Source organism: Bacillus sp. JJ783 (genome assembly GCF_036963225.1).
In the GTDB taxonomy this organism is placed as follows: Bacteria; Bacillota; Bacilli; order Bacillales; family Bacillaceae_G; genus Bacillus_A; species Bacillus_A cereus_U.
This window is the reverse complement of record NZ_JBALMG010000022.1, coordinates 34,168-47,394: the sequence shown is the minus strand read 5'-3', so window position 1 is coordinate 47,394 and position 13,227 is coordinate 34,168. Positions and strand designations below refer to the sequence as shown.

Below are 13,227 nucleotides of genomic sequence, written 5' to 3'. Positions count from 1 at the left end.
GGATGAACAAAACCCCCACTGATTAAAGTTTTACTTTATCCCTAATGCATTTTTTACATGTGGATTGCTTGATAGCTCAAAAATCACATTTGCATATCGTAAATCGAGTGGTAATAAAGTAACTGCCTTCATCATCTATGCTCCTTTTCTATTAAATATACCATAAATTAATTAGAATATTCAGGTTTTAATAAAATCGATAGAGAAAAATTATGTTTTTACTTCTGAAATAGACAACCTCTGCATATGGTTGTACAAATATATTTTTTTCAGAATAAGGAAGTAGTAACTGTTATGGGAGAAGGTGGGAGAATGAAACAGTGGCTAGCGGCAATGGAAACATCCGTGCTTGTTATGGGGTTACTTCGGTTGTTTTCAGGTAGCGCGGAAATATTCGCCGCTTTGCTTATGCTTTACGTGAATGATGCGAAGAAAGCATTGTTTATAAATGGTATGTTGGCGTTTGTTGGACCGACCGTATTAATTTTAACAATGACAATTGGCATAGCGAGTGTAGCAAGTGAGATTTCTTTCTTGAAACTCTTTTTTCTAGCGCTTGGAATTGGCTGCATTTTTATCGCGTTGTTGAAATAGTAAGTCGAGTATAGCGGGGAGAAGCTTATGAAAGAAGTATTAGAAGTTTTACCGAAAACGATGAGACAGTTAGTTGAAGGCTGTAAACAATACGATGCTCTAGAGGAAATTCGTGTTCGAATTGGAAGACCACTAGAGTGTATCGCACATGGAGAAGTGTTTTTCTATGACTATATCGCTACAGCGGAAGATGCAATCCATTTATTGAATAAATTAAGTCAATTCTCAATTTATACGATGGAAGAGGAATTGAAACGTGGATATGTGACACTACGAGGAGGACATAGAATTGGTCTAGCTGGAAAAGTCATTACAGAAAAAAGTGCAGTGAAAATGATTCGGGATGTCTCTTCTTTTAATATTCGGATTGCCCGTCAAAAAATAGGGATTGCTGAGCCGCTTCTGCCATATCTTTATGAATCACGATGGTTAAACACGATGGTAATAGGCCCACCGCAAACGGGGAAAACAACACTTTTAAGAGATGTAGCACGCTGTATGAGTCAAGGTGTAAGTGCTTCGAAAATCCCTTCATGTAAAGTGGGAATTGTTGATGAACGATCAGAAATTGCGGGCTGTGTGAAAGGAATCCCGCAATATGACTTTGGCACGCGAGTAGATGTATTAGACGCTTGTCCAAAAGCTGAAGGAATGATGATGATGATCCGTTCTATGAGCCCAGACGTATTAATCGTAGATGAAATTGGACGTAAAGAAGATAGTGAAGCAATTATGGAGGCGGTGCATGCCGGCGTTCAGCTTTTTATAAGTGCACACGGATTTTCTTATGATGATGTTGTGAAACGTCCATCGTTACAGGCGGTGCTGGAACTGGGTGTATTTGATCGGTTTGTGGAATTGTCAAAAGCGAGAGGGCCAGGAACGGTTATGCAAGTGAAAGATAAATATGGAAAATCAGTATTACCTCATAGAAAGGCTCAAGGCGTATGGTGAAAATATTTGGTGCGGTATTAATAGTTGCTGTTAGCACCTTTTTCGGATTTTCATACGCTAAAAGGTACAGTGAGAGACCGCGGCAACTTAGGTTATTGAAGGCAGCATTGCAATCATTAGAAGCTGAAATTATGTATGGACACACGCCGTTATCTGAGGCTGCAGAGCGTTTAGTCAAACAAATGCCGAAGCCATTAAATTGGATATTTCAAAGCTTTTCGAAACGGCTAGAGGGCGGGGAGCAAACAGTTAGAGAAGCTTGGATTGATAGTTTGAAGGAGAACTGGACGTTAACGGCGTTTAAACAAACCGAGTATGAAATACTGCAACAATTTGGTGAAACACTTGGACAACATGATCGTGAATCACAACAAAAACATATTCGCTTATGTATTACACATTTGGAGAGAGAAGAAGGAGAAGCGAAAGCATTACAACTACAATATGAAAAAATGATAAAGAGTTTAGGGGTACTGGCAGGGCTACTTATCGTAATCTTACTGCTATAGGGGGGAGAAAGGCGATGTCCATTGATGTTGGATTAATATTTCAAATCGCCGGAATCGGCATTGTTTTAGCTTTCATTCATACTGTACTAAAAGAATTAAAGCGAGAGGATATTGCGAATTGGGTTATCCTTGTCGGTTTTGTCGTTATTTTGTTTCATGTTGCATTTTTAATTAATACTCTATTCGACAAGATTAAAAGTGTCTTTCTCTTCCAGTAAAGGAGGCGGTTCGAATCGAAATTATACAAATTGTCGGATTAGGCCTCGTTGCTACATTTTTAGCTGCTGTTTTGAATCAGCATAAGTCTAGTATTACATCGTTATTTATTGTGTTCATTGGTAGCATGATGTTTCTTCTCTTAATCGATCAAATTCATTCTATTTTACAAATGATTGAGAGAGTGGCGAGTGAAGCGAAGGTTAGCAACGTATATGTAGAAACGTTATTGAAAATTATAGGGATTGCTTATATCGCTGAGTTTGGTGCGCAAATTACAAAGGATGCTGGTCAAGGTGCAATCGCTTCGAAAATTGAATTAGCTGGGAAAATCTTAATTCTCGTCATGGCAATTCCTATTTTGACGGTTGTAATTGAAACAATTCTCGGTTTTTTACCTACGGGATAAGGGGGAGTGAATGTTGAGGAAGTTTGGAGCTAAGCTACTATTTACTTGCTTCCTTTTCTTTTCTTTACCGATTGTTGTACAAGCTTCTCCTATAGAAACAAACGTCGTTGATCAACAATTGGATAAGCTGGGAATTGAAGATGTGAAGCAATTTTGGGACGGGCTTGTTACAAAGTATGGAGGCTATTTACCAGAGAGTCAAAAAGGAAGCTTTATGGAGTTTGTAAAGGGAGAAAAAGAGTTCTCCATAAAAGAGTGGATGATAGGTCTACTAAAATATTTATTTCACGAGCTTGTTGCAAATGGAAAGTTACTTGGAACGCTCATTATGCTCACGATTTTCAGTGCATTGTTGCAATCGTTGCAATCTGCTTTTTCAAAGAGTAGTGTAAGTAAAATCGCTGATGCAGTCGTATACATGGTACTTATTATTTTCGCTTTAAATAGTTTTTATGTCGTCATGACATATGCAAGAGAGACGATACAAACAATGGTAGATTTCATACTAGCGTTATTACCAATTTTACTTGCACTCATAGCAACAGGCGGCGGTGTTGTTTCTGTAGCATTTTTTCATCCAATCATCATCTTCTTAATGAATACGAGTGGGCTTCTTATGAACTATATCGTTCTACCACTTTTATTACTTGCAACTATATTAAGTATTGTAAGTACGATGAGTGATCAATATAAAGTTACGAAATTGTCCAAGCTTTTGCAAAACGTTAGTGTTGGGATTATTGGTATCTTTTTGACGGTTTTTTTAGGCGTATTATCTGTACAGGGAACAGCGTCAGCCGTTGCTGATGGTATAGCTGTGAAAACGGCTAAATTTGTAACAGGAAACTTCATTCCTGTAGTAGGAAGGATGTTTACTGAGGCGGCGGATACTGTTATTAGTGCATCTGGATTATTAAAAAACACAGTCGGAATTATCGGGCTCGTTATTTTATGCTTAATTGTCGCTTTCCCAGCGATTCAAATTTTTTGTATCGCGTTTATTTATAAATTCGCAGCAGCAGTATTGCAACCAGTAGGCGGAGGAGCAATTATTCAATGTTTAGATATCATTGGACGAAGTATCATTTACGTATTTGCTTGCTTAGCTATCGTATCATTTATGTTCTTTTTAAGTATCACAATTATTATTGCTGCCGGGAACATCACTCTCATGATGCGGTAGGAGGTGAAGAGTGTGCAATTTGTTACAGAGTGGATTAGAAATATTATCGTTTTTTTACTCTTAGCGACAATGCTTCATCTTATTCTTCCAAATTCAAATTTGCAAAAGTACGTTAAATTCGTTGTAAGTCTATTGTTAGTCGTATTAATTTTAACGCCTCTATTTAAGTTGTTACAAACAGATGTAAATGAAGTTATCGCAAATTTCAATGAAGAAAAGTACGTAGCAGATGGATCTGTAAAAAATTCGATAGATTCGAAGAAAAAAGAAATACAAGCTCTAACACGTGCATATAGTTTAGAAGAGATGGCTACCAAAATGAAAAAAGACGTAGGAAAAGAGTTTGAGAAAAAGTATGGTATGACAGTCTCTGAAATACAAATAGTCGCAGTGGAAAGTGCAGAAGAAGTAAAGTCAGCGAAAGATATTCAATCTGTTGTTGTGACGTTGAAAGAAAAAGAACGTAGTAAAAATGATGCAATCGAAACAGTAAAGCCAATTGAAATTAATATGAAAGAACCTCCAAAAAAAATAGAAGAAACGAATGTAGAAATGAAAGATTTCTTTTCAAGCAGGTGGCAACTAGAGGATAAACAAATCCAAGTTCAGATGGAAGGGAGGACAGGTAGCGTAAATGGACAATAAAGATAAAAATTCGAGGTTCTCATTTTTTCGAAACCTATTAAATGGGGATGGAAAAGAAAGTAATGAGAAGGGGAAAAAGGTAACACCTAAGTTTTTGCTTGTCCTACTCATACTTGGGATTGCGCTTATGTTTTCTAGTAATTTCTTATCACCTAAAAAAGAAGAAGTGCCTGTGTTTAAAGAAAAGACAAGTCAAAGCCAAGATAAAGATGTACCAACTTTCGGACAAAAAAACAATGATAATATGTCAAATGTAGAAAAATACGAAAAAGCGTATGAACAAGAATTGAAAGCTTCTTTAGAAGAGATAGCCGGAGTAAAAGACGTAACTATTAAAGTGAACTTAGATTCATCTGAAGAAAAAATACTCGAGAAAAATACAGTAAAACGTTCACAAACGACAGGTGAAACTGATAAAGCAGGCGGTAAAAGGGAAGTAGAAGACGAGTCTCTTGATGAAAAGACCGTCATTATACGTGAAGGTGATAAAGAAACTCCAATTGTTTTGCGAACAGAGAAACCGAAAGTACGAGGTGTTCTGGTCGTAGCAAAGGGAGTGGATAATATACAAATAAAAGCAATGGTAAAAGAAGCTGTGACGCGATTATTAGATGTACCAGCTCATCGCGTTTCAGTATCACCGAAAAATTGATAGGGAGGAAATAAAGTGTTAAAAAAACAAACGGTTTGGTTATTAACGATGTTAAGTTTAGTGGTTGTACTATCTGTTTATTACGTAACAACTCCTGATAAAATGAATACTGCAGCACCGGCAACGGGTGAAAAGATGGGACAAGAAAAGCAAGGTGCTGATAAAGCAGTTACAAAAGAAACAACGAAAGAAACTACAAATAAAGAGACAACAAAAGAAAGTACAAGCAAGGAAACTACAAATAAAGAAACAGACAAAAAAGAGAATGATAAAAAAGAAACAAGTAAAAAAGAGGCTAGCGTAACAGTTCAATCAAGCGATGAGAATTTCACAGCGTTACGTATGCAAATGGAAGATCAGCGTAGTGTAGAGAAAGAAAAGTTACAAAATGTAATGAAGTCATCAAAATCTTCAGCAGAAGAAAAGAGTAAAGCGAAAGATAATCTTGATGCAATCACTACAATGGAAACGAAGCAACAATTACTTGAGACAGTGATTAAATCTCAAGGTGGATATAAGGATGCTCTTGTAAGAGCTGATGGAACGGACATTAAAGTAACAGTTAAATCGGCAAAGCATTCACAAAAAGAAGCGAATAAAATTATTCAGCTCGTAAGAAGTGAGGGTGGTTCAAAAGATGTAGGTGTGAAATTTGATCCATCAGTAAAATAAAGTGGCATATTCATTATAATGGGTGTTTTTTCTTCAAATTAGATAAAAGAATAATAGAAAAAAGCTATCGTTTTCGATAGCCTTTTTCTATTTCATCTTTGCAGTTGTATTTAGTATTTTCAATTGGAAACGGGGAAATACGCTGTGAGTAAAAGATTAATGGTTCATGATGATGGTGATTACTTTTTCCGGATTTGACGTGGATGAAGAGGACCAATGCCCAAATCACTACGGCAGGCAAGAACAGGATGAGCCATATCATATGTCCGCACCTCACTACAATAAATTTTCTACACTTTGAACATACTATTCTTTTATGAAGGAAGAATGAACGGCACGTAAACAAAAAAATAATATTTGGTAAAAATATGTTTTTTTGCCGTAGATAAAATGAAGAATGCTGAGGGAATTACGTTTTTATACTGTACAGTTTTGAAAAAGTAAAGAATGTTTTTTAGGAAGTGGTCTTGCCAATTTCGTGTGAAACTTGGTATTATTACTAGGTAATAATTTTTTGGTGGAATAATATTTTTACAGGAATTTCGATTTATAATAAAGAAATATAAATTGGAATGTTTAAAAAATTTAGCGTAAGATGGGAATAGTAAATATTTCTATTAGTAAATGTCATAGGAATAAATTTTCTAATAGAATACATCGTATTTTTACAGTAAATCAATTTGATGCCAATCTGTAAAAACGGGACAAACAAGAGTATGGGAGTGGATTTTACATGTTTAAAATTCAAGAAGTTCGTGAATTAATTAAATTAATTGATAGCTCTAATATTGATGAATTTGAATACAAAAAAGACGGTACAACAATCAAAATGAAAAAACGTGGTAATGAAGTTGTTACTGTGCAAGCACCGGTAACGAAACAGGTAGTACAACCAGCAGCATCTGTTGAAGTAGAAACGACAGTAGCGGCAGCACAAGTAGAAGTGCAAAAACAAGAAGAGAAGAAAGCTGTTCAAAATGAAAACCTACATAAAATCACATCACCGATGGTAGGGACATTTTATTCCTCTTCTTCGCCTGATACACCTCAATATGTAAGTGTTGGGGACAGAGTATCGAAAGATTCTATCGTATGTATTGTTGAAGCTATGAAATTATTTAACGAAATTGACGCAGATGTAGAGGGCGAAATTGTTGAAATTCTTGTTAATAACGGACAGCTTGTTGAGTATGGACAACCGCTATTTCTTGTAAAAGCGTAATAAGGGAGTCTTTGTGATGATAAAAAAAGTATTAATAGCCAATCGTGGGGAAATTGCTGTACGAATTATTCGTGCTTGTAAAGAAATGGATATTGAAACAGTTGCAATTTATTCAGAAGCAGACAAAGAGTCACTTCATGTGCAAATTGCAGATGAAGCGTATTGTGTTGGACCAACGATTTCAAAAGAAAGTTATTTAAATTTGACGAACATTATTAGTGTTGCGAAATTAACAGGTTGTGATGCAATTCATCCGGGATATGGATTTTTAGCAGAGAATGCAGATTTTGCAGAATTATGCCGTGAGTGTAACTTGATTTTTATCGGCCCAAGCCCAGAAGCCATTTCAAAGATGGGCACAAAAGACGTTGCACGTGATACAATGAAAGAAGCAGGGGTTCCGATTGTACCAGGTTCACAAGGGATTATTAAAAATACCGAAGAAGCGATCGAGCTTGCTAATCAAATTGGATATCCAGTTATTATTAAAGCGACTGCAGGTGGCGGCGGAAAAGGTATTCGTGTTGCGCGCCATGAAGAAGAGCTTGTAAAAGGAATTCAAATTACACAGCAAGAAGCTAGTACCGCTTTTGGGAACCCTGGTGTATACTTAGAGAAGTACGTTGAAGATTTCCGCCATGTTGAGATTCAAATAATGGCAGATACACATGGAAATGCCATTCATTTAGGAGAGCGTGATTGTACAATTCAGCGCCGTCTGCAAAAACTATTAGAAGAAAGTCCATCACCTGCACTTGATGAGGATATTCGCAAGCAAATGGGTGACGCAGCAGTTAAAGCGGCGGTAGCGGTTGATTATACAGGTGCTGGTACGGTTGAGTTTATTTATGAATATAAAACGAAAAGCTTTTATTTCATGGAGATGAATACGAGAATCCAAGTTGAACATCCAGTTACTGAAATGGTAACAGGGATGGATTTAATTAAAGAACAAATTCTTGTTGCTTCTGGAGAAAAGTTATCGTTACAGCAAGAAGAAGTACAATTTAATGGTTGGGCAATGGAATGTCGAATTAATGCGGAAAACCCTGCCAAAAAATTTATGCCATCTCCAGGTAAAGTAGAAATGTACTTACCACCAGGCGGATTTGGTATTCGCGTCGATTCAGCTGTATATCCGGGATATTCAATACCACCTTTCTATGATTCGATGGTTGCTAAATTAATTGTTCACGGAAAAACACGTGAAGAGGCAATTGCAAAAATGAAGCGAGCGCTCAGTGAGTTTGTCATTGAAGGCGTACATACAACAATCCCGTTCCATTTGCAATTGTTAGATCATCCTGATTTTGTAAAAGGTGAGTTTAACACGAAATTTTTGGAAGAGCATGAACTTGTGACGCAGTGATACATTAAAGGAGGTTTTTTTCATGGCTGAACATATGTTAGATATGGGTCAAGATACAACTCTTGGAAAAGTAGAAATTGCACCAGAAGTAATCGAAGTAATTGCAGGTATTGCAGCTGCTGAAGTAGAAGGTGTAGCGGCAATGCGTGGTAATTTTGCTACAGATGTTGTTGAGAAGTTAGGTAAGAAAAATCATGGTAAAGGTGTAAAGGTTGAATTAGCAAACGAAGATATTATTGTTGACCTTTATGTTGTGATGTATTTTGGTGTAGCAATTCCGGTTGTTGCACAAAAAATTCAAGACAATATTCGCCAAGCACTCTTTACAATGACAGGACTTGAGCCAAAAGAAGTGAACGTTCACATCGTTGGCGTAACATTCGAAACACAAAAAACAGAAATCGAACCAGTGTAAGAGTGGAAAAAGGTGCCTAGTAAAATAGGCATCTTTTTTATCGTTGCATTTCTTCACAAATTAAAACCCTCTAATTATTATACTATTTCAAAAAATAAGAAATATAAAATAGGATGTTTCATTTTTCCAAAAAACGTACATTGTGATAAGATATGGAACTTGAAGTTAATCTTTTTATTATTTTTCAGCCTTGTACCCCGTGTGTGAAACGATAAATTGTGTTATTATCATTGTATTATAAGGTTGGAAAATCAATGAAAACTGCAAGAGTAAGTGAATTGACGGCTTATAAATTATAATAATATAACAAAACATAAGGAAAGACTTGAAGTATAAAGGAGAGTTACAATGAAACGTAGGACGGCTAGAGAAAGAGCAATGCAAGCATTATACCAAATGGATATTACCGGTGAATTAGAACCGAAAGTAGCGGTAGAAAATACGCTAGATGAAGGTGAAGAAACAAATGAGTTTCTAGAATCACTTGTTGTAGGATTTGTAGACAACAAAGAAGAGATTGACGCAGCAATTCGTCAAAATTTAAAAAAGTGGAAGCTTGAGCGTATTAGTATTGTTGATCGCAGTATTTTACGTGTAGCTGTGTGTGAGATGAAATACATGGAAGAAATTCCACACAATGTAACAATTAACGAAGCAATTGAAATCGCAAAAACATTTGGGGATGAGGAATCTCGTCGTTTTATTAACGGCGTTTTATCTAATATAAAAGATACACTGTAATTTCTTTAAGGGGGAAACTTAAAATGGTAGCAGTAATCATCAAAGGAAATGAAGTTGCGGAGAAAAAACGAGCACAATTAAAAGAAGAAGTTGTGAAGTTAAAAGAGCAAGGGATTGTACCAGGATTAGCAGTTATTTTAGTTGGAGAAGATCCAGCATCTCGTTCTTATGTAAAAGGAAAAGAAAAAGGCTGTGAGCAAGTAGGAATCTATTCAGAGCTAATTGAACTTCCTGAAACGATTACTGAGGAGCGTTTGCTTGCTGAAATCGATCGCTTAAATGGAGACGACCGCATTAATGGCATATTGGTACAATTGCCTTTACCAAAACATATTGAAGAAAAAGCTATCATTGAAAGAATTTCACCGGAAAAGGATGTAGATGGATTTCACCCAATCAGCGTAGGACGTATGATGACGGGACAAGACACATTCCTTCCATGTACACCGCATGGCATTTTAGAATTAGTAAAAGAAACGAATCTTGATATTTCTGGAAAGCATGTTGTTGTAATTGGAAGAAGTAATATTGTTGGTAAACCAGTGGGGCAACTGTTTTTAAATGAAAATGCAACTGTCACATATTGTCATTCTAAGACGCGAAATATAGAAGAATTATCGAAGTTAGCTGATATTTTAATCGTAGCCGTTGGACGACCGAAAATGGTAACAGCTGACTATATTAAAGAAGGTGCGGTTGTAATTGATGTTGGTGTTAACCGTTTAGAAACAGGCAAACTTTGTGGTGATGTTGATTTTGACAATGTATTAGACGTTGCAGGTTACATTACGCCTGTGCCAAAAGGAGTCGGCCCAATGACTATTACAATGCTTCTTCACAACACTGTGGAGTCTGCAAGGCGTGCAGGTGTTGTTTGTCAATAATTTGAATCGGCTATGAGGAGAGAGCAATGGAGAAACAATATTTAACCGTTACAGCATTAACACGCTATATTAAAACAAAAATAGAGTATGATCCGCATTTACAGTCTGTTTGGTTAAAAGGAGAAATTTCCAACTTTAAATATCATAGTCGTGGTCATATGTATTTTACATTGAAAGATGAAAATGCAAGAATTGCAGCGGTTATGTTTGCGGGTCATAATCGTAACATTAAATTCAGACCGGAAAATGGAATGAAAGTACTTGTAAAAGGAAAGATTTCTGTTTACGAGGCGAGTGGTTCTTATCAAATTTATATTCAAGACATGCAGCCTGATGGAGTTGGAAATCTTCATTTAGCTTATGAACAATTAAAAGTCCGATTAGAAGAAGAAGGGCTGTTTTCTCAAGTTTATAAGCGTCCAATCCCTGCGTATGCAAAAACAATCGGTGTTATAACGTCGCCAACAGGAGCAGCAATTCGCGATATTATAACAACAATTAAACGTCGTTATCCAATTGGAAATGTTATTGTGTTTCCTGTACTTGTACAAGGGGAGTCAGCGGCTCCCTCAATTGTACAAGCAATTCGTACAGCGAATGAAATGGGAGATATTGATGTTTTAATTGTTGGACGTGGTGGAGGCTCTATTGAAGAATTATGGGCCTTTAATGAGGAAGTAGTTGCAAGAGCAATTTTTACAAGTGAGATTCCGATTATTTCAGCTGTAGGTCATGAAACGGATTTTACAATCGCAGATTTTGTTGCGGATTTACGTGCACCAACACCGACTGCAGCAGCTGAGCTGGCGGTACCTAACATTATAGAGTTACAAGAAAAGGTATTACAAAGAACTCTGAGATTGCAACGAGCAATGAGAGAGAGAGTACATAAAAAAGAAGAAAAACTGCAAGTGTTACAAAAATCTTATGCGTTCCGTTATCCAAGGCAAGTGTACGAGCAAAAAGAAGAGCAGTTAGACAGAGCTCTTGAACAACTTGTTTTAGCGAAAGAGCGTTATATAGATAAAAAAGTAAATCAATTAAAGCAACTTTCATTTTATTTAGAAAAGCACCACCCATCTCAAAAAATTATACAAACGAAAACGGCAATTGAAACGTTGCAAAAGCAGTTGCAACGTGAAATGCAAACGTTACTTCAAACGAAGGAGTTCGTATTTGTAAGAGCGGCTCAAAAGCTTGAAGTATTAAGCCCGCTTAAAGTAATGATGAGAGGGTATGGACTTGTATACGATGAAGAGAAACAAGTATTAAAAAGCGTGAAAGATGTTAGCCTTGGGGATGCTGTTTCGGTTCAATTACAAGATGGAATACTAGATTGTAGCGTATCAAGCATAGAGGAGCGTGAATTGAATAATGGAAAATAAGTTAAGCTTTGAAGAAGCAATTTCGCAGCTTGAGCATCTCGTTTCTAAGCTTGAACAAGGTGATGTACCTTTAGAGGAAGCGATTTCTTATTTTAAAGAAGGCATGGAATTATCTAAGCTTTGTGATGAGAAATTGAAAGATGTACAAGAACAAATGGCAGTTATCCTTGGAGAAGATGGAGAGCTTAAACCGTTTACTGCTTTAGGAGATGAAGCATAGTGACACATATAGCTTTTGATGCTTTTTTGAAAGAGAGTAAAACTTTCGTAGAAGAAAAGCTTGTAAGCTATGCAAATGAATTACAATGTCCAAATGTGCTTCGTGAAGCGATGGCATATTCTTTGGAAGCGGGTGGGAAACGTCTCCGCCCATTACTTTTATTTGCAACGTTACAAGCGTTTGGGAAAGAAAAAAATCTTGGAGTGGGTGCAGCTTGTGCCCTTGAAATGATTCATACATATTCGTTAATTCATGATGATTTACCTTGTATGGATGATGATGATCTAAGACGAGGAAAGCCTACCAATCATAAAGTATTTGGTGAAGCAATGGCAGTTTTAGCAGGAGATGGTTTGTTGACATATGCTTTTCAAGTTATTATGGCATATGGGCAAAAAGAAATCTCTGCTGAAAAAAAAGTAAGACTTGTACTTGAGCTTGCGAAAGCAGCAGGACCTGAAGGAATGGTTGCTGGACAAGTGGCAGATATGGAAGCTGAAGGAAAACGACTTACAATTAATGAATTAGAGTACATCCATAAGCATAAGACAGGTAAACTGCTTGAGTTTGCTGTACTTGCAGGAGCGATACTTTCTGATGCTACAGAAGAGCAAGAAGAGAAGTTACTTGCATTTGCGAAATATATCGGTCTAGCTTTCCAAATTAGAGATGATATTTTGGATGTAGAAGGAACAGAAGAAGAGATTGGAAAACCGATTGGTAGTGATGCTTCCAACGAAAAGAGCACATATACGACGTTATTTACTGTAGATAGAGCAAAATCTATTTTAGAGGAGACAATTGCAAAAGCAAAAGATTCTATTAGCTCCTTGCAATTACAAGATGAATATTTACTATCTATTTGTGATTTAATCGCAAAACGTAATAACTAATATAACAGCGTTTTCATTTGTTGAGTCATTCATCATTTTATGATATAACTGTAGGAAAAGGTTTTTCTTTTCTTGTTATTGGCAAAAATATATGTAGATTACATTGCCGTTATCACTTCGTGTTAGCGGCTATTTTTTTCATCGCGTAAAGAAATATGATGTATAATATGATAAGTGAAAAAAATGGAAGTGTTTTTTGAAAGCAGGACAAGATAAGAAGAATAGAAAGAGAATTTCTTGTGTTGTGTAAATGTTTCTTATAAT

Annotated in this window: 18 protein-coding genes and 1 pseudogene; 17 read left to right on the top strand and 2 right to left on the bottom strand. The window is 36.4% G+C overall.

All coding sequences use genetic code 11. From position 1 onward, the window contains the following. Positions 1-42 precede the first annotated feature (42 nt). Positions 43-135 (bottom strand): annotated as a pseudogene (locus tag V7038_RS05360) (GNAT family N-acetyltransferase); the annotation flags it as partial. Positions 136-312: 177 nt separating this feature from the next. Here V7038_RS05360 and V7038_RS05355 point away from each other — a divergent pair. Genes V7038_RS05355 through V7038_RS05315 form a run of 9 tightly spaced genes read left to right on the top strand, consistent with a single transcriptional unit; the run spans position 313 to position 5,834 of the window. Next, positions 313-594 carry a YqhV family protein gene (locus tag V7038_RS05355; protein ID WP_000816054.1) on the top strand — a complete coding sequence of 94 codons (282 nt, stop codon included), beginning with the start codon at positions 313-315 and terminating at the stop codon, positions 592-594. Positions 595-621: 27 nt separating this feature from the next. Beyond that, positions 622-1,548, top strand: a complete 927-nt coding sequence (gene spoIIIAA, locus V7038_RS05350) for a stage III sporulation protein AA (RefSeq protein ID WP_002111764.1) — start codon at positions 622-624, stop codon at positions 1,546-1,548. After that, positions 1,542-2,057, top strand: a complete 516-nt coding sequence (gene spoIIIAB / locus V7038_RS05345) for a stage III sporulation protein SpoIIIAB (protein WP_002111763.1) — start codon at positions 1,542-1,544, stop codon at positions 2,055-2,057. Before spoIIIAA ends, spoIIIAB begins: the two co-directional genes overlap by 7 nt. A 14-nt stretch (positions 2,058-2,071) precedes the next feature. Further along, entirely contained in the window at positions 2,072-2,275 is a 204-nt protein-coding gene (gene spoIIIAC, locus V7038_RS05340) for a stage III sporulation protein AC (protein WP_000020914.1), read from the top strand. A 23-nt stretch (positions 2,276-2,298) separates the two neighbouring features. Further along, positions 2,299-2,682 carry a stage III sporulation protein AD gene (gene spoIIIAD, locus V7038_RS05335; protein WP_078172833.1) on the top strand — a complete coding sequence of 128 codons (384 nt, stop codon included), beginning with the start codon at positions 2,299-2,301 and terminating at the stop codon, positions 2,680-2,682. A gap of 10 nt (positions 2,683-2,692) precedes the next feature. Continuing rightward, positions 2,693-3,865 (top strand): stage III sporulation protein AE, encoded by a 1,173-nt coding sequence (gene spoIIIAE, locus V7038_RS05330; RefSeq protein WP_335469392.1) that lies wholly within the window; start codon positions 2,693-2,695, stop codon positions 3,863-3,865. Between the two features lie 12 nt (positions 3,866-3,877). After that, positions 3,878-4,510: a stage III sporulation protein AF gene (spoIIIAF, locus tag V7038_RS05325; RefSeq protein ID WP_002111758.1), complete on the top strand. Its 633-nt coding sequence runs from the start codon at positions 3,878-3,880 to the stop codon at positions 4,508-4,510. Then, positions 4,500-5,162, top strand: coding sequence for a stage III sporulation protein AG (gene spoIIIAG / locus V7038_RS05320; protein WP_002088572.1), 663 nt, complete (start codon positions 4,500-4,502; stop codon positions 5,160-5,162). The genes spoIIIAF and spoIIIAG overlap by 11 nt, the downstream gene beginning before the upstream one ends. 15 nt (positions 5,163-5,177) lie before the next feature. Then, positions 5,178-5,834 carry a SpoIIIAH-like family protein gene (locus V7038_RS05315; RefSeq protein WP_002111756.1) on the top strand — a complete coding sequence of 219 codons (657 nt, stop codon included), beginning with the start codon at positions 5,178-5,180 and terminating at the stop codon, positions 5,832-5,834. Positions 5,835-5,898: 64 nt separating this feature from the next. On the opposite strand, the gene V7038_RS05310 is transcribed toward V7038_RS05315, so the two are convergent. Then, on the bottom strand, positions 5,899-6,096 hold the full coding sequence (locus tag V7038_RS05310) for a DNA recombination protein RecO (RefSeq protein WP_078172836.1): 198 nt from the start codon (positions 6,094-6,096) through the stop codon (positions 5,899-5,901). Positions 6,097-6,567: 471 nt separating this feature from the next. Here V7038_RS05310 and accB point away from each other — a divergent pair, with 471 nt between their 5' ends. From accB to ispA, 8 genes are all read left to right on the top strand, one after another. After that, a complete protein-coding gene (gene accB / locus V7038_RS05305) occupies positions 6,568-7,056 on the top strand; it encodes an acetyl-CoA carboxylase biotin carboxyl carrier protein (RefSeq protein WP_002111755.1) in 489 nt (162 codons plus the stop codon). Positions 7,057-7,072: 16 nt separating this feature from the next. Continuing rightward, positions 7,073-8,425, top strand: a complete 1,353-nt coding sequence (gene accC, locus V7038_RS05300; protein WP_002111754.1) for an acetyl-CoA carboxylase biotin carboxylase subunit — start codon at positions 7,073-7,075, stop codon at positions 8,423-8,425. Positions 8,426-8,447: 22 nt separating this feature from the next. Continuing rightward, positions 8,448-8,840, top strand: a complete 393-nt coding sequence (locus V7038_RS05295) for an Asp23/Gls24 family envelope stress response protein (RefSeq protein WP_000807630.1) — start codon at positions 8,448-8,450, stop codon at positions 8,838-8,840. A gap of 348 nt (positions 8,841-9,188) precedes the next feature. Then, a complete protein-coding gene (gene nusB, locus V7038_RS05290) occupies positions 9,189-9,581 on the top strand; it encodes a N utilization substance protein NusB (RefSeq protein ID WP_002067080.1) in 393 nt (130 codons plus the stop codon). Between the two features lie 23 nt (positions 9,582-9,604). Beyond that, positions 9,605-10,465 carry a bifunctional methylenetetrahydrofolate dehydrogenase/methenyltetrahydrofolate cyclohydrolase FolD gene (gene folD / locus V7038_RS05285; RefSeq protein ID WP_002111753.1) on the top strand — a complete coding sequence of 287 codons (861 nt, stop codon included), beginning with the start codon at positions 9,605-9,607 and terminating at the stop codon, positions 10,463-10,465. 26 nt (positions 10,466-10,491) lie between these two features. Then, entirely contained in the window at positions 10,492-11,850 is a 1,359-nt protein-coding gene (gene xseA, locus V7038_RS05280; protein ID WP_002111752.1) for an exodeoxyribonuclease VII large subunit, read from the top strand. Then, a complete protein-coding gene (xseB, locus tag V7038_RS05275; protein ID WP_000428422.1) occupies positions 11,840-12,070 on the top strand; it encodes an exodeoxyribonuclease VII small subunit in 231 nt (76 codons plus the stop codon). The genes xseA and xseB overlap by 11 nt, the downstream gene beginning before the upstream one ends. Continuing rightward, entirely contained in the window at positions 12,070-12,963 is an 894-nt protein-coding gene (ispA, locus tag V7038_RS05270) for a (2E,6E)-farnesyl diphosphate synthase (protein ID WP_002111751.1), read from the top strand. The genes xseB and ispA overlap by 1 nt, the downstream gene beginning before the upstream one ends. The last annotated feature ends 264 nt before the right edge of the window (positions 12,964-13,227 follow it).